The sequence below is a fragment of the Kribbella sp. CA-293567 genome (genome assembly GCF_027627575.1).
Taxonomy (GTDB): domain Bacteria; phylum Actinomycetota; class Actinomycetes; order Propionibacteriales; family Kribbellaceae; genus Kribbella.
Genome location: NZ_CP114065.1, coordinates 7,523,944 through 7,542,829 on the forward strand (window position 1 = coordinate 7,523,944; position 18,886 = coordinate 7,542,829).

The 18,886-nt window shown below is 69.3% G+C and carries 16 protein-coding genes; 7 read left to right on the forward strand and 9 right to left on the reverse strand.

Going from position 1 to position 18,886, the window contains the following annotated elements; all coding sequences use genetic code 11:
- Positions 1 to 75: 75 nt before the first annotated feature.
- Both OX958_RS34845 and OX958_RS34850 read left to right on the forward strand, forming a co-directional pair.
- On the forward strand, positions 76 to 972 hold the full coding sequence (locus tag OX958_RS34845; protein ID WP_270134662.1) for a hypothetical protein: 897 nt from the start codon (positions 76 to 78) through the stop codon (positions 970 to 972).
- Positions 973 to 1,020: 48 nt separating this feature from the next.
- Complete coding sequence (locus OX958_RS34850; protein ID WP_270134663.1) at positions 1,021 to 1,329, forward strand: hypothetical protein; 309 nt, start codon at positions 1,021 to 1,023, stop codon at positions 1,327 to 1,329.
- A 59-nt stretch (positions 1,330 to 1,388) separates the two neighbouring features.
- Here OX958_RS34850 and OX958_RS34855 read toward each other — a convergent pair whose 3' ends face one another.
- The 4 genes from OX958_RS34855 to OX958_RS34870 are packed head-to-tail and all read right to left on the reverse strand — an operon-like array spanning position 1,389 to position 5,423.
- Positions 1,389 to 2,660, reverse strand: coding sequence for an MFS transporter (locus tag OX958_RS34855; protein ID WP_270134664.1), 1,272 nt, complete (start codon positions 2,658 to 2,660; stop codon positions 1,389 to 1,391).
- On the reverse strand, positions 2,660 to 3,979 hold the full coding sequence (locus OX958_RS34860) for an FAD-dependent oxidoreductase (RefSeq protein ID WP_270134665.1): 1,320 nt from the start codon (positions 3,977 to 3,979) through the stop codon (positions 2,660 to 2,662). Before OX958_RS34860 ends, OX958_RS34855 begins: the two co-directional genes overlap by 1 nt.
- A complete protein-coding gene (locus tag OX958_RS34865) occupies positions 3,976 to 5,196 on the reverse strand; it encodes a M28 family metallopeptidase (RefSeq protein WP_270134667.1) in 1,221 nt (406 codons plus the stop codon). The genes OX958_RS34860 and OX958_RS34865 overlap by 4 nt, the downstream gene beginning before the upstream one ends.
- Positions 5,193 to 5,423 carry a hypothetical protein gene (locus OX958_RS34870; protein WP_270134668.1) on the reverse strand — a complete coding sequence of 77 codons (231 nt, stop codon included), beginning with the start codon at positions 5,421 to 5,423 and terminating at the stop codon, positions 5,193 to 5,195. Before OX958_RS34870 ends, OX958_RS34865 begins: the two co-directional genes overlap by 4 nt.
- A gap of 54 nt (positions 5,424 to 5,477) precedes the next feature.
- Between OX958_RS34870 and OX958_RS34875 the strand changes: the two genes are divergently transcribed.
- From OX958_RS34875 to OX958_RS34885, 3 genes are all read left to right on the forward strand, one after another.
- Positions 5,478 to 5,843: an ArsR/SmtB family transcription factor gene (locus OX958_RS34875; RefSeq protein ID WP_270134669.1), complete on the forward strand. Its 366-nt coding sequence runs from the start codon at positions 5,478 to 5,480 to the stop codon at positions 5,841 to 5,843.
- A 64-nt stretch (positions 5,844 to 5,907) separates the two neighbouring features.
- A complete protein-coding gene (arsB, locus tag OX958_RS34880) occupies positions 5,908 to 6,990 on the forward strand; it encodes an ACR3 family arsenite efflux transporter (protein WP_270134670.1) in 1,083 nt (360 codons plus the stop codon).
- Positions 6,990 to 7,403, forward strand: a complete 414-nt coding sequence (locus OX958_RS34885; protein WP_270134671.1) for an arsenate reductase ArsC — start codon at positions 6,990 to 6,992, stop codon at positions 7,401 to 7,403. Before arsB ends, OX958_RS34885 begins: the two co-directional genes overlap by 1 nt.
- Positions 7,404 to 7,406: 3 nt before the next feature.
- Here OX958_RS34885 and OX958_RS34890 read toward each other — a convergent pair whose 3' ends face one another.
- The 3 genes from OX958_RS34890 to OX958_RS34900 are packed head-to-tail and all read right to left on the reverse strand — an operon-like array spanning position 7,407 to position 13,479.
- A complete protein-coding gene (locus tag OX958_RS34890; protein ID WP_270134672.1) occupies positions 7,407 to 11,900 on the reverse strand; it encodes an FtsK/SpoIIIE domain-containing protein in 4,494 nt (1,497 codons plus the stop codon).
- Positions 11,891 to 12,973: a hypothetical protein gene (locus OX958_RS34895; protein WP_270134673.1), complete on the reverse strand. Its 1,083-nt coding sequence runs from the start codon at positions 12,971 to 12,973 to the stop codon at positions 11,891 to 11,893. The genes OX958_RS34890 and OX958_RS34895 overlap by 10 nt, the downstream gene beginning before the upstream one ends.
- Complete coding sequence (locus OX958_RS34900; RefSeq protein ID WP_270134674.1) at positions 12,970 to 13,479, reverse strand: sigma-70 family RNA polymerase sigma factor; 510 nt, start codon at positions 13,477 to 13,479, stop codon at positions 12,970 to 12,972. Before OX958_RS34900 ends, OX958_RS34895 begins: the two co-directional genes overlap by 4 nt.
- A 363-nt stretch (positions 13,480 to 13,842) precedes the next feature.
- Between OX958_RS34900 and OX958_RS34905 the strand changes: the two genes are divergently transcribed.
- Entirely contained in the window at positions 13,843 to 14,730 is an 888-nt protein-coding gene (locus OX958_RS34905; RefSeq protein ID WP_270134676.1) for an RICIN domain-containing protein, read from the forward strand.
- 22 nt (positions 14,731 to 14,752) lie between these two features.
- On the opposite strand, the gene OX958_RS34910 is transcribed toward OX958_RS34905, so the two are convergent.
- Together OX958_RS34910 and OX958_RS34915 are read right to left on the reverse strand one after the other, a co-directional pair.
- Entirely contained in the window at positions 14,753 to 15,667 is a 915-nt protein-coding gene (locus tag OX958_RS34910) for a 1,4-dihydroxy-2-naphthoyl-CoA synthase (protein WP_270134677.1), read from the reverse strand.
- A 29-nt stretch (positions 15,668 to 15,696) separates the two neighbouring features.
- A complete protein-coding gene (locus tag OX958_RS34915) occupies positions 15,697 to 16,710 on the reverse strand; it encodes a LacI family DNA-binding transcriptional regulator (protein WP_270134678.1) in 1,014 nt (337 codons plus the stop codon).
- A 159-nt stretch (positions 16,711 to 16,869) separates the two neighbouring features.
- On the opposite strand from OX958_RS34915, the gene OX958_RS34920 reads away from it, so the two are divergent.
- Positions 16,870 to 18,870, forward strand: a complete 2,001-nt coding sequence (locus tag OX958_RS34920) for a Xaa-Pro dipeptidyl-peptidase (RefSeq protein ID WP_270134679.1) — start codon at positions 16,870 to 16,872, stop codon at positions 18,868 to 18,870.
- Positions 18,871 to 18,886: the final 16 nt, after the last annotated feature.

Genomic DNA, 18,886 nt, shown 5'->3' on the forward strand with positions numbered 1-18,886 from the left:
GCGGAAACTTTTTCTGAACCGGTCGGGGGTCCACGGCGTGGTCTAGGCGGAACTGTTTGGACGCGGAGGTGCCCGATGCCGGACAAACTGAAGATGAACTACAACCTGCTGAACGACGCCAAGCGCGACCTGCATCAGCTGGCCAACGAACTGATCCCGTCGATGGACGACGACGCCTTCCAGGGTCTCGGCGACGGTACCGGCGACGACGTCCTGGGCAGCAGCGACATCTCGTACGCGGTCTACTCGCTGCACTCCAACGCGAAGTACACGATGGGCAAGGCCAAGGACGGCCTGACCAAACTGGGTGACTCGTTCGGCTCGGTCGGTGAGGCGTTCCTGCAGTTCGACGCCGAGATCGCGCAGGGCATGAACGCCACCAACAGCAGCCTGGCGCTGTCCAACTGGCAGCGCAACAAGGACCAGTGGGACCACCGGCAGTCCCACCTGGACGAGTGCGTCGGCGACAACCAGCCGGAGTTCTGCAGCGCGACCGATCCCGGCGCCGCCCCGCTCGACCAGACGATCGTCACCGACCGGGGCAACATCCACACCCACCTCACCCTCGACGACGAAGGCAACGTCATCAAGGAGGAGACGACCGTCACCTACGACGGCAAGACCTACAGCTCGGTGACCACCTACGGCGACGACCGCAGCCACATCGTCACCGACAGCACCTATCCCGACGGCAGCACGGTGCACAACGACACCAGGATCGCCGCGGACGGCGGCTCGAGCAGCACCTCCACCAGCACCGACACCGAGGGCAAGGTGGACACCACGTCCACCACCATCAACGCGGACGGCAGCGGCACCCAGACCGTCACCGACTCCGACGGCACCACCCAGACCTACACCCGGGGCGCCGACGACTGGCGAGGTACCAGCCAGGACTGGGTCGAGACCCCGGAGAGCGTCGAGGAGAACGAAGACGACGACGACACCTTCGTCGCGAGCGTCGGCGTCTGACCCAACCCACAGTGTGTTCAGCCCAACCCACGAAAGTGAGTAGCAGCCATGGCGTACGACGGCATTAACCTCGACTACGGCAAGATCGTCGAAGTCTGCAACCTGATGACGAACGCCCACGACCAGATCTCGCCGATGATCGAGAACCTGCGCACCCGGGTCAACACCCTGGTCGACGACGGCATGGTCTTCAAGCAGTCGTCGGAGGTCATCCGGAACACCTACAACAACTTCGACACCTCCCTGAAGGCCGCCGTCAAGGGCATCCAGGACTTCTCCGACATGTTCAAGTCCATCAAGGAGAACGCGGAGCAGTTCGACCAGGGCATCAGCGCCAGCCTGAACCAGTCGAAGTAGTCCCCCGCACCGCTCGAAAGGCCCCAGGCAACCACCTGGGGCCTTTCGCATGCCCAGGGCTATCTGTCGGGTTGGTCCGAGGGGCTGCCCGGACTGTTGAACGACGCTGCCGATCGGCTGCCTGGCGTGAGTGCGAGGAGAACACCTCCAGCCGTGCATGCCGCGGCGACGGCGAGGATGAGTGAGCGGTAGCCGATGGTTGCGGCGAGCACTGCGCCGCCCAGCGGCGCTGCGGCTCTCGCGACGAGCGTCGGTGTCGCGAGGGTGCCGGCGATGGTGGCGTAGCCAGTCGCACCGTAGCGGTCGAGCAGGATCGCGGGGGTGGCGATGGAGGCTACGCCGAAGCCGAGACCGAACAGGACCAGGCAGGTGATCGCACCGCCGATCGTCCGGCCGGAAAAAGGAAGCAGCGCGATCGCGAATCCCTGGAGGACGAGGATCGCAGCCGTGGTGGTAGCCATTGGCAACCATCGCGCGGAGGCTGTGGCGACCACTCGGCCGGTGACCGAAAGCAGGCCGAGCAGTCCGGCCATCGTCGCAGCCTGCCCTGGACGGTGACCGAGGGTGGTCAGGTAGAGCACCAGGTGAACTGCGATCACCGCCAGAGCGGCACTGTGCAGCACGAAGGCCGCGGCCAGCAGCCAGAATCCTGGATCACGCAAAGCCCGTCGCGGCGAAGACGAAGGCTGGTTGCCTGGGGCATCGACAGCGCGCGGCGCCGTACGACGTAACGCGACCGCGTGCAGTGGCACGGTGATCACCGCGAGAATCAGCGCGAGGACGAGGAGCGTGGCGCGCCAGCCGTAGGTCTCGTCGAGGCGCCCGGTGAGCGGGATGAAGATCGAACTGGCGAAGCCGGCTACCAGCGTGATCCCGAGCAGGGCGTTGGCGCGACTCTGTGGCGCGGTGACAGCGACCACCACCGCGAAGGCCGGTTCGTACAGGACCATGGCCGACGCGATCCCGATCAGCACGAACACGCCGTACAGCTGGGCGACGGAGTGAACCTGCGACCAACCGGCGATCCCGGCGACGCCGAGCAGCGAACCGGTGGTCATCAGCGCGTGCCCGCCGCGCGCGTCGAGCCACCGCCCGACCAGGATCGACATCAGCCCGCTGACGAGTACCGCGATCGTGAGCGCGCCGGCCGCGGTCGCGGTACTGATCCCGAGATCGCGGCTCATCGGTCCCAGCAGCGCGCTGAACGCGTAGTACAGGACGCCGTAGCCGACAGTTTGAGTCGCGGCGAGCGATGCGACCAGGCGGCGCGGTACGCCGGTACGATCGCCCGCTCCGGTGGAGCCGGAGGAGGCGATCGTCGCGGGGTTCATCAGTTGCAGCAGCCGGACTGAGCGGTAGCGGGCTTGTCGTCGAGCACGGTGAGCAGGCCACCGGTGATTCCCGTCGCCAGTCCGGAGGAGCAGACTCCGGTCTCCGGCAGATCCAGCTGTACGTCGCGCGCGGCCTCCCAGTCGCCGGCCAGCGCGGCGACGACGGAGCGAGCCTGCTCGAACCCGGTGGCCAGCAGGAAGGTCGGCGCCCGCCCGTAGGACTTGGCGCCCACGGCGTAGTAGCCGGGCTCGGGGTGGGTCAGCTCCTCGACTCCGTGCGGAGGCACGGTGCCGCACGAGTGCTGGTTGGGGTCGATCAGCGGCGCCAGCGCCCGGGTGGAACCCATGATCGGGTCGAGGTCGAGCCGCAGTTCGCCGACGATGGCGTGGTCGGGACGGAAGCCGGTGGAGTTCACCACCGTGTCGGCGACGACGCGTCGCTCACCGGCCACCAGCTCGAGCCGCCCATCGCCGGTCCGGTCGACGGACTCGATCCGGAAGCTGCTGACCAGCTCGACCTGCCCCGTCCGGACGAGGTTCTGCAACCGCGACCCGAGTGCCCCGCGCGCCGGAAGCTCGTCCGCGTCGCCGCCTCCGTAGGTGCGAGCCTGATCAGCCCCGCGCACCACCCAGACGATCTCAGTCCCCGGGACCTGCTCGGCCAGGTCACCGAGGTCGAGCAGCGTGGTCGCCGCCGAGTGCCCGGCTCCGACCACCGCAGTACGACGGCCCGCGAAGCGGTCGCGATCTCGGCCCAGGACGTCAGGCAGCGCCCGGGCGATCTGAGCTCCCGCGGCGTCCTCGCCGTGCGCGGGGATGCCCGAACCGCCGAGCACGTTGGGTCGCCGCCAGGTCCCGGCCGCGTCGATCACCGCGGATGCCAGCAGCTCGGACCCGTCGGCCAGCCGAACCAGGAACGGCGCGTCCTCGCGGCCCGCCGTACGGATGCGGTCGAAGCCGACGCGAGTGACGGCCTGCACGGCCGAGCTGTAGCGGATCTTGTCGCTCAGCTGCGGTGTCTTCGTCAGCGGCGCGAGATAGAGGTCGATCAGGTCGCCACCGGTCGGCAGCGTGTCCGGGTCCGGTTCGGTCCAGCCGCCGGCCTGCTCGAGGAGTCTGCGGGCGGCGCTGTCGATGTCGTAGCGCCACGGACTGAACAGCTTCACGTGCCGCCATTCGTCGATCGCCGCGGCAACGGCCGGACCGGATTCGAGTACGACGAAGTCGAGCCCGCGTTCGGCCAGGTGCGCCGCGGCGGCAAGGCCGATCGGGCCTGCACCGATGACCACGACCGGGAGGTCGGGAGTAGTGATGCTCATGGTGTTTCTCCAAGCTGTGCAGAGGTTTCGATGAGGTGATCCACAGTCGCCCTGATCAGCGCGGCCGCGGCAAGCAGCGTTCGTCCTTCGACCTTGTCGGGGGTCTCGGCAGGCGTTTGGTAGCCAGGCATCCCCATCCCGATGCCGATCGCGGGCAGGCCGGCAGCGGCGTACCGGCGGTTGTCCGAGGCCATCGGGCCGGCGCGCAGCGGTACGCCGGTACGCCGCCCGGCCTGGTCGACCGCTGCCAGCAGAAGTTCGGCCGGTCCGCCGGCCTCGACCGCGGCTGCGGCACCCAACCGCGCGGCGCCGTCGACGTTGAGGACGAAGGTTCCAGCGGCGAGCTGAGGCGCGTGATGGGCCGAGCCACGCGCTCCGGCTTCCTCGCCGTCCAGCAGAGCGACCGCCAGGCCGACCGCAGGTGGCAACTCAGCCGACAGCAACCGCGCGACTTCGAGGACCACGGCGACACCGGACGCGTTGTCGGCGGCGGCCGGATGGCGCTGCTGTGGATCGTCGCCCACGCCGTCGAAGTGCGCAGTCAGCAGTACCGACAACCGGCTGCCGGTCGGGGCGGCGAAGACTCCGTACACGTTGGCGCCGGTCGTCGCGACGGTGCGCAGCGGTATCGAGGCAGTCACCGTCTCGCCGGCCCTCCGCGCGAGACCGGCGTACAGGCCGGCTCGTACCGACAAGACGGCGATCTCTCCAGCGGGAGGACCGGCGATCATCTTCGGCATCCAGCCCGCCTCGTCCACGCCGCGGGGAACGAGCAGCCCAGCCGCCTTGTCCGCGCATGCCCGCTCCACGACCTGCTGGTCGGCGGCCTCGACGGCGACCCACCGACCGGTCCACGATTCCGCTTCTGCGGTCGCGAGCAGGCCAGAACCGGGCACTGGGATCTCGGCCGAGGTGAGTTGCTCGGCGAAGTCCCGGCGGTGAACGAGTGCCTGCTGCCCGATTGTCAGGGTCGGGGTGGCCTGCAACTCCTTCACACCGGCGACCTCGAACTCGTCCAGGCGCACCGTGGCACCCAGCGTGCGCAGTTGGTCGGCCAACCAGGCCGCTGACGCCCTGCCACCCGGCGTACCGATGCGGCGGCCGGTGTAGACGTCGGCGGCGAGCTCACGGACGGTAGCGAGCATCCTCTCGGCAGAGGCGCCGCCGCGGGCCGGTGCGGCTGGGGCCGCGGTCGGCCCGGGCGACGCGCCGGTCATCCGCAGCACCCGCCGGCGGCGGCCTTGTCGGTCCCGCAGCAGCCGGCTGCCGGCTCGGCGTCGGACTGCACGGTCGGGGTGCTGCCGCAGCAACTGCCCGCCGACGGCGGCGCGAAGGCCTCGGCAGGATCTCCGGCGAACCCGCCGGAGCCGGTGGAGGTGGTGGAGGTGGTGGCGATCTCGCTGGTCATTTTGTCCCCTGCCTCGAGCACTAAGTTGATGTTCATCTAAACAGCGAGGCCCACCTTGCCTTTTGATTAGATAGAAGTCAAGATAGACATATGTCGAAACAAGACCTGCCCGTCGGCCGCGGTGGCGGCTGTTGCGCGCCGATCTCGGTCTCGCCGCTCGACGAGGCCGCCGCCGTCGAGGGGGCCGCGGTGCTCAAGGCGCTGTCCGACCCGATCCGGTTGCGGTTGATGTCGATCATCGCCTCGGCCGACGACGAGGTCTGCGTCTGCGACATCACCCCGTACTTCGCCGTGTCCGGGCCGACGATCTCCCACCACCTCCGGGTCCTGCGCGAGGCCGGCCTGGTCGACTGTGAGCGCCGCGGCACCTGGGTTTACTACTGGCCGCTGCCGGACCGCATGCAGTGGATCTCGGCGCTGCTGGCCGCTCCCGACGCCTCAGCGCTGACTCGCTGACCTTCCGCGACGGCACCCGGTACGACCGTCGATCCGAATCCCCTGCCCGATCGGGAGACCCCTCATGCCCGCAACCGCGAACAAGACAACGCCGTCCACCGACGGCCGCGTCGTCGCGCAACTGTCCTTCCTCGACCGGTTCCTGGCCGCTTGGATCCTCGCCGCGATGGCGCTCGGGCTGCTGCTCGGCCGGTTCGTGCCCGGCCTGGACGACGCCCTGAACGCGGTCGAGATCGGCTCGGTCAGCCTGCCGATCGCGATCGGGCTGCTGTTGATGATGTACCCCGTGCTGGCCAAAGTGCGTTATACCGAGACCGGTCGGGTCACCGGCGACCGTCGGCTGCTGGCCGCGTCGCTGGTCCTGAACTGGGTCGTCGGACCGGCGTTGATGTTCGCGCTGGCCTGGTTGCTGCTGCCCGACCTGCCGGAGTACCGCACCGGCCTCGTCATCGTCGGTCTGGCCCGCTGTATCGCCATGGTGCTGATCTGGAACGACCTGTCCTGCGGTGACCGCGAGGCCGCCGCCGTCCTGGTGGCGATCAACTCCGTCTTCCAGATCATCGCGTTCGCCGGCCTGGGCTGGTTCTACCTGCAGGTGCTGCCCGGCTGGCTCGGCCTGGAGACCACCAGCGCGGAGTTCTCGATCGGCGCGATCGCCGTCAGTGTGCTGGTGTTCCTCGGCATTCCGTTGCTGGCGGGCTACCTGACCCGCACCATCGGCGAGAGGACCCGTGGCCGGGACTGGTACGAGGCGCGCTTCCTGCCCAGGATCGGCCCGGTCGCCCTCTACGGTCTGCTGTTCACGATCGTGATGCTGTTCGCGCTGCAAGGCGACGCGATCACCAAGGCACCGCTCGACGTTGTCCGCATCGCACTGCCGCTGCTGGCGTACTTCGTGCTCATGTTCGGCGGATCCTTCGTCCTCGGGCACCAGCTCGGCCTGGGCTACGCCAAGACCGCGACGCTCGCCTTCACCGCCGCCGGCAACAACTTCGAACTCGCCATAGCAGTTGCCATCGGCACCTTCGGTGTCACCTCCGGCCAAGCGCTGGCCGGCGTCGTCGGCCCGCTGATCGAGGTTCCCGTCCTCGTCGCACTCGTCTACGTCTCGCTGTGGGCGAGACGCCGCTTCTACCAGGAGAACTGATGTCCGAGAGTGTTCCCGAGGTCCTCTTCGTCTGCATCCACAACGCGGGCCGCTCGCAGATGGCCGCGGCCCTGCTGGCCCATCACGCCCAGGGCAAGGTGATCGTGCGCTCAGCCGGCTCCCAGCCGGCGGACCAGCTGAACCCGGCCGTCGTCGAAGCGATGACCGAGCTCGGCCTCGACATCTCCCAGGAGTTCCCCAAGCCCCTCACCGACGACGCGGTGCGAGCCTCCGACGTCGTCATCACCATGGGCTGCGGCGACGAGTGCCCGTACTACCCCGGCAAGCGCTACCTGGACTGGCAGCTCGAAGACCCGGCCGGCCAAGGCCTCTCCGCCGTCCGCACCATCCGCGACGAGATCGACACCCGCGTACGGCAGCTCCTTGCCGACCTGACCGCCGAAGCTGTCTGACGGTCAGGCCCGCAAGGTGGTGAGCGGGATCTGCACGGCGATCGGCGTCGACCCCGGGCCGGTCGTCCAGGCCCGCCCGGTCTTCGGGGTGGCGCGGGTGATGTTGTGCGACAGCCGGACGCCGATCAGATCGCCGTCGCCGATCGAGCGAGGCTCGATGACCAGGCCTCGGCGCGCTCGGCGGGCCGCGGTCGGCCAACCGCCCATGCCGGTCTGGAAGCCGTCCGTGGAGGCGGCGAAGACCAGGCCGACACCCGTGTCGCGGCCGGAGATGATGATCTCCTTCAGCAGCTTGTCGGCGGCGGCCATCATCACCAGATCCGCGTCGTCGATCATCACGACCTTCGGGCCCGGAATCTGCTCGAGGGTCGACCGGAGCAGGTCCTCGCCCGGATCGGACTGGTTGAGCAACACGACCTGCGGGTGACGCTCCAGCGTGCGCAACGGGGTTTCGCGAGGCGTGATCAGGATCAGCGACGTACCGCCTGCCAGCAGCGAGACCGCCAGCGCCGACAGGGCGTTGCTACGTCCCGACCCGGGCGGACCCAGTACGGCGAAGGACGACGCGACCCCCTTCAGGTCGACGCCCAGCGCGCCGGCCTCGTCACCACCCAGCCCGACGAGACCCCAGAGCGGTCGCCGGTCCTCGGCCCGAACCAACTCGTACGCCGCCGCGAACTCCACCGACGACGGCAACTCGGCCACCGCGAACGGACGTCGCTCGGCCGGCACCTTCGCGTCACGCTTCCGCGCCTCGGCAGCGATGTCGCGGATCGCGTCGACCTGCGCGGCGCCACCACCCTCGGCCAGTACGGCGATGTGCGTCTCGGTCCCGGTCAGCACATGCCAGCCGCGCCCGGGAATCACGTTCGCCGGCACCTTCGTGAGCCGCAGCCCGGCGGCCTGGTAGTCGGTCCGATCCGCCTGCCGGAGCAGCAGTTTGTGGTCGTTGTGCGACGACAGCCGGCCACCCAGCAGCGAGCGCTCGGAGGTCGCGACCACATGGACGCCGACACCGGCCCCTTCGCGCAGCAGCCGCATCACGTCCTGCAGCACCTGCCCCTGGTCGTGGTCGTCCAGCATCGACGCCAGCGCGTCCCAACCGTCGATCAGGACCAGGATGTGCGCGGGCCTCGATGCCTTCGGCAACAACTTGCGCAGCTCGGTCAGGCCGGTCGCGTTGTGCTTTCCGGCCAGCTCCTGCCGCTCGGTGATCTCCTGGCCGAGCCGGCGCAGGATCCGGCTCATCCGCTCCATGTCGTGCCGCGAGACGACCGCCCCGCAGTGCGGCAGCGTCTCGATCACCGCGAGACCACCACCGGCGGCGTCGATGCCGTAGATGTGCAGGTCCGCCGTACTGATGTTCTTCGCCGCCGAACCGGCCAGCGTCCGCAGCATCTGCGTCCGCCCCGATCGCGGCGCCCCGATCACGTAGAGATGGCCGAACGTCTCGAAGTCGACCCCGGCGACCCGTTGCTGCTGCAGGGCCGGCAGATCCTCCAGCGCGTATGGCGCGAACAGCTTCTTCTGCGACGTGTTCGGAAGGTCCGACAACAGCAACTGCGCGGTCAGCGCCGGCTGCCAGGGCTTCGGCTGTACGGCGAAGTCCTCCAGCTGGTCGACAGCCCCTCGAACGGCCTCGACCAGGGCCATCAGGTCGGTGACCGCCAGCGTGGGCGGTGTTTCGTCCACCTCGATCGGCCCGTCGTCCTTGGCGACCGCCCGGCCGAGCGACTCCCAGTCCAGGTCGGTGACGTGCACGTTCGACGGCTCGGCCGGCCCCTGCTCGATCAGATCGTCGACCGCGTCCCGCTCGGCGCCGACCCAGGCGGTCTGGAAGAGGTCGGCCAGCCGCGGCCCACGCCGGATCAGCGCGCGACCGGGGATGTCCGGCGTGATCGACGCGGCCTCGTTCACGTCGACGATGTCCTGCGACTCCGCCTGATCCGTTACCCGCAAGGCGATCCGCAGGTTGGTGTTGGCCCGGATGTCACCGGTCACCACCCCGGCCGGCCGCTGCGTGGCCAGGATCAGGTGGATGCCCAGCGACCGGCCGCGCTGCGCGATGCTGATCAGGCCGGGCACGAAGTCCGGGATCTCCCGCACCATCGCGGCGAACTCGTCGATCACCAGCACCAGGCGCGGCAACCGGCCCAGCGACGGATCCACCAGCCGCTTGGCCTGGTAGTCCACCAGATCCTTCGCGTCCGCCGCGGCCAGGATGCGTTCCCGTCGCCGGAGCTCGGCGTCCAGCGACTCCAGCACCCGTTCGACCAGGTGCGAGTCCAGGTCGGTGACCATGCCCAGCGTGTGCGGCAGGCCGGCACATTCCTTGAACGCGCTGCCGCCCTTGTAGTCCACCAGCACGAAGGTCAGCTCGTCCGGCCGGTTGACCGCCGCCAACGAGGCGACCATCGTCTGCAGCAGCTCCGACTTGCCCGAGCCCGTCGTACCGGCGATCAGGCCGTGCGGTCCGTCGGTCACCAGGTCGAGGACGAACTGTCCGTCGAAGTCGGCGCCGAGCACGAACGAAGTACTGGCCGGACGTCGCTGCCACCGGTTCACCAGCGCCTCGGCGGTCGGCGGCTCCAGGTCGAGCTCGGGAAGCAGCTTCACCATCTTCGGCAGTCCGGCGTCGTGATCCGGTGTGACGTCGCGGACCGGCGCCAGCGCGCGGGCGATCTGCTCGCACCAGTCCGAGGTGACCAGATCGGCGCGCACGTTCTTCTGGTCGGGCAGCCCCGGCCGCTTCACGGTCAGCGTCTCGAGCCCGGTCGCGATCACCGCGCCGCACTCCTCCGGCAGCAGCCGCTCGTCGCGGTCCAGGCAGATGCTGTAGACACCGACCGCGGGCCCGTCCGTCAGCACCTGGATGAATCCCGGTACGTCGCGCAGGCGCCGCGCGCCGTCGGCGATCACGACCACCTCCGGGTCGCTCAACGGCTCCTGCTTGTTGGTGGAAGCCTCGATCCGCCGCTGCCGGCCCTGCACCTGTGAGATCAGCTCGGTCACCCGGGAGGCAGTCGTCGCCTCGTCGTTGGCGATCAGCACCGCCGCCGGCGCACCGTCGGGCCGCAGGTGCGGCAACCACCGGACCCAGGCCCAGTCGTCCATCCGATCCGGCTCAGCCAGTACGACGATGCGCAGCTGCCGCGGCGAGTGCAGAGCAGCCGCCTGGATCACCAGCCACCGGCTCAGCGCCCGCGCTTCCGCATAGTTGCCGGCGATCCCGACCACGCCGTGCCCCCGCAGCGGTACGGCGACGGGCGCGTCCGGGATCGTCCAGCGGATCGTCCGGTGGTTCTCCTCACGGCCCTGGTCGTCGAGCTCCTTCAGCGAGGCCTGGTCCGCCGTGCCGAGCCGCAGCAACAGGTAGTCCGGATCGTTGCGGCGCCGCTCCCACAACCGGCTGCCCGGCCGCATCGCCAACTGGGCAACGCGAACGGGGTCGGGCGCGGTCACGTTCCGGATCAGCCGCTCGCGGGTGACCGCGACGTGGATCTCTTCCTCCAGCGCGGCCCGACGGGCGACGTAACGACGGATCGCTTCGAGGTGCTCGGCCCGGTTGCTCTTCCGGCCGCTGAAGTAGTTCATGCCCATCATCAGCGGGCTCAGCATCGTGAAGATGAGGAAGTAGTAGGAGTTGAACAGTCCGACCATCACCATGCCCAGCACGACCGGTGCCAGCACGACCGGCCAGGGGAACGGGCGCTTGGCCGGCGGAGGCGGCGGGTTGGGCAGCCGGATCTTGCTGTCGTCCAAATGCGGCGCGATCCGCGGCGGCCGGTTGTAGTCGAGACCGAAACCGTCGTCGGCGGCCCGGATCGCGGCGACCGGCTCCAATGACCCGCTGCAGCGCAGCAGCACCGATCCGACCGACAGGTCCTCCTCCGGCGGCCACTCGTTCACCTGACCGATCGGCACCTCACCCGGGTCGCTCGCCGGCGATGTGCCGTCCTGCGGGTTCTCGACGTCCTCGACCCGGATCGCACTGGTCGCGGCATCGTCCTCGGGCGGCCCGATCCGGCGGCTCATCACCTTGCCGACCATCGACTCGGTCTGGTGCCAGTAGGTCTCGCCCGACGGGCCGACCGTGACCCACAGACCACTGGGCGGTACGCCGCTGCCGGTCAGCCGGATCGAGCACAGCGGATCCGAGCCGATCTCGTGGCTCCCCGGCCCGATCCGCCAGATCCGGCCGGCCTCGGGACCGGAGACCGCGTGCAACTCGACGACGACCGGAGCGGCGACGGCCGTGCTCTGCACCAGGTTCGGCGACTCGGCCGGAGCGCCGACACCGAGCACGCCACCGTCGCGGACTCCCGAACCAGCGAGCGGAGCAGCCGAGTCGAGCCTCCTGGCGCCGACGAACAACGACAGGCCGGGCCGGCCGAGGCCTTCGGCGAAACCGCCCACGGACAGCCCGCGGGGAAGCTTCACCACCCGGTCGGTACGCCGCTCGCCCTGCTGCTCGACGGTGGTCAGGTTCAGTTCCACGACGCTGCCTTCCCCTTCGGCCGGTCGGTCGGTCGCCCGGCGTCCGAGCCGAGCACCGACACACCGGCCACACCCACCGGCAGCTCCAGATCGTCCAGATCGTCCGCGTCGACCGCCGGGCCGCCAGGACCACGCGTCTCGAAGTCGTGCGGCGGCATCCGCAGTACCGACTTGGCGACGGCCCGCGCCAACGGCAACGGATCGATCTCCAGCCACGAGGCCGCGCCGTGCAGCAGCAGTCCTCGGTCCGGCGTGGCCTCCATCAACCGCGAGCTGCCTCGGCCGACGCCCAGGGTGACCAGCCGCACGCCCTTGGGCACCCGGGTCTTCAACTTCTCCGCACCGATCACGAACCAGGCTCCCCGACGCTGGATCGCGTCGGCCAGCGGCATCCCGTCGTGCTTGCCGTGGACCCCGTCGGCAACCTCGACAGCCCCGGCCGGCAGCCGCACGTCGAGTTGCGCGGCCAGCGCCTGGACGACGGCCCGCGCGGTCCGCGGTTCGCCGTACACCGACAGGGACGGGGGTCCGGCCAGCAGGTCGATCATGATCGCGTTCTTGCCACTCGCGTCGGTCCCGAGACAGGCCAGCAGCGGTGTCTGCGAGGGGACATGCCCCGACGGCGCCGAGTAGCCGGCGAGTTCACGCCGCTCGATCCACCACAACCGGGGATCGGCTTCGTCCTTCTGCCACGGCGGCGGCAACGGCCGCTCGGCCGGCAGTCCCACGACCAGTACTCCGATGCGCTGCTTGGCGAGCGCCAGCGCGTACGGCGACATCGCGGGGTCGATCGCGGCCGCGAAGCCCATCGCTTGTTCGGCCTGCGCCCAGCCGGCCTTGTTCCGCAGGATCCGGCCCAGGAACCGCACCCGCCGCCGGTACCTGATCCGGGCCGCGATCGGGTCGGAGAACGCGTGCACGGTCCGGCTGTACTCGCGCTTGATCCAACGGCCCAGCCGGCGCCAGCCACCCAGCCGCCTGACCAGCAGGTTGAGCAGGATGAGCGCCAGGATCACCAGGCCGGCGTACCCGAGCATCGTGCGGACGCCACCGCCGCCTTGCATCCCCGTCATGCAGCGGCCTCGCCCCATCCGCGACGCAGCAGATCCCCCCGCAGGGTGCGGACGGCCGTGTGAGTACGCGACTTCACGGTACCGATCGGGACGTCCAGCGCCAAAGCGACATCCTCACCGGGATGACCGCAGAGGTGAACTCTGGTGACCACCTCCCGGTGCGCCGGGGACAGCCGGTTCAGCGCCTCCACCAGAACGGTCCGGTCGGTGACCCGCTCGGCCGGATCCGGCTCGCTCAGGTCCGACTCGAACTCGCTCTGGCACAGCCCGACCGGGATCGCCCGGCTCTCGCGGCGGTGCAGGTCCACGACCAGGTTCCGGGCCACCCGGAACAACCACATCCGGATCGGCCGGCTCTCCCAGTCCAGCGTCTCGGCCTGGACCCAGGCCCGCAGCAGTGTTTCCTGAATCACATCTTCGACGGCAAACGTGTTCCATCCGACCAGGCTCTGGACATAGCGGCGCAGGGTTTCGCGTTCGGCCAGACAAAGCTCGATGGCTTTCATCCGGCTCGCGCTGATGTCGTCGATGGCGGGACCTCGTTCAGGGGCGGCAGACCTGGAATTCAGGTCTTGAACTTAGTGGAAGAATGCAACCAATGCCGCTGACTGTAGGTGAACAAAGAGCAACAATCCAGTTCCCGACCGTAATGAGAGCGTGACTCACGCTTTCGTTGACTCGGACCCCCTGTTCGGGAGATTCTCAATGTGGTCATGCCTTCAACCAGAGGCCTGACCGAGTCCGCCCCCACCTCTGGAGTCGACGTGCCGCCCTTCCGATTGCCTGGTTTTCGCCGGTCCGGCCAGCAGAACTCGGCCCGCTTCGCGCGGACTTTCGCCAGCCGGCCGCTGCTGCCGAAGGTGGCTCCGATGCCCGACCGGCGGGCCTGGACCACGACGGCGTTCGTCGTCACCTTCGTGGCCGGCGCGGCGGTCGCGGTCCCGCTGCTGACCCATCTGGGCGGCGGCAAGAAGTCGGACACGGTGATCGCGGTGGATGCCCCGATCTCCGTCCGGACCCCGGCCGGTACGCCGACCGGGTCGCCGACAAAGGTGCCGACAGCAACCACGACGGCCACCGCCACGACGACCGCCAGGACCACGATCACCACCACGCCGCGCGTCTCGGTCGCCACCGCGACGGTGACGATGACCGCCCCGGGCGGCCAGGTGACCGTCGTCCAGCCGGGCACCACCGTGACGCTGCCGCCGGTCACCGTGACCGCACCGGCCGCGCCCCCGTTGAAGCCCGCGACTGTGACGGCCACCACAACGGCCACTGCCACCGCGACGGTCACCAACAAGGTCACCGAGCCCGGTAAACAAGGCCTGGCGGCGGACAATCAGGCGCTGCGGCAACGTCCGTCAACGGCTATCCGGATGCAGAGCGAAGGCTCGAAGCGCTGCCTCGACGTCAAGGACGGCCGGGCGGGTTCGGGCAACGACGGCACCCCGCTGCAGGTCTGGGACTGCACCAAGGCCGCCGGCCAGACCTGGGCCTTCAACCCCGACGGCACAGTCCGGTCACTGGGTCAGTGCATGGACCTGGCCTGGGGCTCGATCGCGGAGAACACTCCGGTGCAACTGGTGGCCTGCAACGGCAACGCCGCTCAGCAGTTCCGGGTGACCCAGAAGAACGAACTGGTCAACCCGGCCGCCGAGGGCAAGTGCGTCACCGTCGACAAGGGCGACAACGGCGGCCGGCTGTTCCTGCGCCGCTGCACCGGTGCTGCCGAGCAGCACTGGAAGCAGAGCTGACCGCACCGGCCTGCAAGGGCGGCTAGAACGCGTACGGATAGTCCGACCAGTCGGCGGGCCGCTTCTCCAGGAAGGAGTCGCGGCCCTCTGCTGCTTCGTCGGTGCCGTAGGCCAGCCGGGTCGCCTCGCCGGCGAAGATCTGCTGGCCGACCAAACCGTCGTCAATCAAATTGAACGAGTATTTCAGCATTCGCTGCGCGGTGGGCGACTTTGCGCAAACCTTGTTTCCCCACTCGAGTGCGACTGTTTCCAGTTCACTGTGCGGAACGACCTTGTTCACCATACCCATCCGGTAAGCATCTTCCGCGGAGTACTCGTCGCCGAGGAAAAAGATTTCCCGCGCGAACTTCTGCCCGACCTGCCGGGCCAGGTAGGCCGATCCGAAACCGCCGTCGAACGACGCCACGTCCGCGTCGGTCTGCTTGAACCGCGCGTGCTCGGCCGACGCGATGGTGAGATCGCAGACCACGTGCAGACTGTGCCCGCCGCCGGCGGCCCAGCCCGGTACGACGCAGATGACCACCTTCGACATGAACCGGATCAGCCGCTGCACCTCGAGGATGTGCAGCCGGCCGGCCTTGGCCGGGTCGATCGTGTCGGCCGTGGTGCCCTCGGCGTACTTGTAGCCGTCCTTGCCGCGGATCCGCTGGTCACCGCCGGAGCAGAACGCCCAGCCGCCGTCGCGCGGGGACGGCCCGTTGCCGGTGATCAGCACGCAGCCGACGTCGCTGGACATCCGCGCGTGGTCGAGCACGCGGTACAGCTCGTCGACCGTTCGCGGCCGGAAGGCGTTGCGGACCTCGGGCCGGTTGAACGCGATCCGGACCACCCCGGAGTCCACCGCCCGGTGGTAGGTGATGTCGGTCAGGTCGAACCCGTCGACCTGCTTCCACACCGAGGGGTCGAAAATCTCGGAGACCTGCGCGGGATCAGTCACTCCGCGAGCATATTCAGCCCCGGCTCCGGTCAGCGCTGCCGGGTGCTCTCCCGTAGGACGACCTCGGCCGGGAAGGTCTCGGTGACCGGATCCCCGCCCTCGACGGCGAGCTCGAGCGCCCGGCGGCCCATCTGCTCCAGCGGCAGCCGCACGGTGGTCAGCCCGGGCCAGACGTCCCGCAGCGTCGCGATGTCGTCGAAGCCGGCCACCCCGAGCTGCCCCGGTACGTCGACGCCCTGCGCGCGCAGTGCCGACATGGCGCCGACCGCCATCACGTCGTTGACCGCGAACAGGCAGTCCAGCTCGGCCTTGCTCGCCAGCAGGTCCAGTGCCGCCGCGTGGCCACCGTCCCGGGTGAACTCACCGGGCTGGATCGCGACCGGCTCCAGCCCCGCCTCGGCCAGGCCCTGCGCGAAGCCGTCTCGCCGGTCCCGTGCCGTCGCCAGCCCTTCCGGGCCGGCCAGGATGCCGAACTTGCGGAGCCCGAGGCCGACCAGCGACCGAGCCAGCTCGGCCGCGCCGGCCAGGTTGTCGGGCTCGATCGTGTGAGCCGGCATTCCCGACTGGCTGACCAGCGCGAGACCCGCGCCGGAGTTCAGGAAGGCCTCCACCTCGGTCGCGGTCCGGGCCAGCCCTTCGGCGTCGGTTCGGCGTGAGCCGATCATCACCGCGGCCCGGGCCCGCTGCGCCCGCAAGGACGACAGGTAGGCGATCTCACGGTCGGCGTCGCGGAAAGTGCTGGCCATCATCACCAGCAGGCCGCGCTCGTCGGCGGCCCGCATCACGCCGTTCGCGATCGCGGCGAAGTACGGGTCCTCGATGTCGTGGACCAGGATGCCGACCACGTTGGTGGACGACTTCGCCAGTGCCTGGGCCTGCGCGTTCGGCGTGTAGCCGAGCGCCGTGGCAGCGTCGCGGACGCGCTCCTGCAGCTCCGGGCGTGGCACCCGGTCGCCGCCGTTCAGCACGCGGGAAGCAGTCGCCACGGACACGCCTGCCCGCTGCGCCACATCGAGCAGTGTGACCGGTGCTCGCAGGTTCATCGCCTTACCCACCTTCCGTGCATCTCCCCCTGGGTGGCGGTCACACTATCGGAAGTGCCGCCACCATCACCCTCCGTGGCAGGCCCCCGCCCGGATACGGCGTGGGCAATGTCTCCAGAACCTGGCTTTGCGGCGCCGGAATGACTAGCCTTCCCAGCCATGACGACCGTCCGCGCCAGGGTGCTTCTGCTGGCATCGTCCACCGCGCTGATGTGCCTGAGTACCGTCACCGGTACCGCCGCGGCCGCACCGGCTCCGGACGCGATCGAGGGAACGTTCGCCGGTCCGCCGAGCCCGGAGCACAGCTCGTTCCAGGGTTCCGCCGCGCAGAGCGCGCAGCCCGGTCCCGCCGCCGCCGTCCCGCCGAACGTCGACCCGAAGAAGCACGGCACCAAGCCGGTCTACGACTACCCGAACGCGATCCGCGAGTCCGTCTACGTCGACACCGCGATGGACACCGACTCCGACGGCAGCAACGACGTGATCGCGGTCGACATCGTCCGGCCCCGCGAGACCGCCGCGGCCGGCCGGAAGATCCCGGTCGTGATGGACGCCTCGCCGTACTACTCCTGCTGCGGGCGCGGCAACGAGAGCGAGAAGAAGACCTACGACGAGAACGGCGACATCCAGAAGCTGCCGCTGTACTACGACAACTACTTCGTCCCGCTCGGGTACGCCGTGGTCGGCGTCGACGTGATCGGCACCAGCCGGTCGACCGGTTGCGGCGACGTCGGCGGCAAGAACGAGATCGCCTCGGTGGTCGCGGTGATCGACTGGCTCAACGGCCGCAACACCGCCCGCACCGCTGCCGGCGTACCGGTCCGCGCGACCTGGAGCACCGGCTCGGTCGGCATGATCGGCAAGTCGTACGACGGCACGCTGGCCAACGGCGTGGCCGCGACCGGCGTCGCCGGCCTGAAGACGATCGTGCCGATCTCGGCGATCTCGTCGTGGTACGACTACTCCCGCTCCGGCGGCGTCCCGTACTCGATGGACTACATGCCCTGGCTGGGTGGCTACGTCGGCCACGACTCACCTGCCTGCGACGCGGTTCGCGCCGACCTGGGTGAGCAGGACGACGACGAGACCGGCGACTACACGAAGTTCTGGGCCGAGCGCGACTACGTCAAGGACACGCGCAAGGTGAAGGCCTCGGTCTTCGTGACGCACGGCCTGAGCGACTACAACGTGCAGACCAACCACTTCGCGCAGTGGTGGGACGCACTGGCCAGGAACAACGTGAAGCGCAAGATCTGGCTCGGCCTGGAGGACCACGTCGACCCGTTCGAGTTCCGCCGCGACGAGTGGGTGTCCGAGCTGCACAAGTGGTTCGACTACTGGCTGATGGGCCTGCCGAACGACGTGATGCGCGGGCCGCAGGCGACCGTCGAGACCGCGCCGGACGTGTGGAAGAACTACAGCACCTGGCCGGCCACCCAGAAGACCGTGCCGGTGCCGCTGGCTGCCGGCAAGCTCGGTTCCTTCGGCAAGGGGACGGTCAGCATCACCGATGAGACGTCGCTGACCGAGGACGACATCGTGGCCACGCCGTCCGAGGAGATCGCGGGACGGCAGATGTTCCTGTCCGCGCCACTGCCGGCCGCGATCCGGGTCAGCGGTACGCCGACCGTCACGCTGCGGGTCAAGTCCGACTCGGCCACCACCCCGGTGACCGCGCGCCTGATCGAGTACGGCGAAGCCGAGCGGTACTCCGGTGTCCGCCGGACCACCACCTCCACCTGCGAGGGCTCGAGCGTCGAGTACGACGACGCCTGCTACTTCACGGTCGAGAAGCAGACCGAGCAGAGCGACCACGGCATCGTCAGCCGCGGCTGGGTCGATGCGGCGCACAGCAGTTCGCTGAGCAAGCCCAAGCCGCTCGCGCCGGGCAAGTGGGCCAACGTCACCGTCCCGCTGCGGGCGCAGGACGAGGTGATCCCCAAGGGTCGCGTGCTCGGCCTGGCGGTCACCTTGAGCGACACCGAGTGGACCACGCCCAACACCAGCGGCGCGACCATCGACATCGACCTGGCCGGCAGCAAGCTGAACCTGCCGATCACCGTCGGCAAGGTCAACCCACCTGCTGCCAGGACCGCACCGCTCGACGTCACGATCACCACCCCGAGCGAGCGCCCAGACCTGCACGATCCCACCCGCTGAGGTTAATACTTACCTT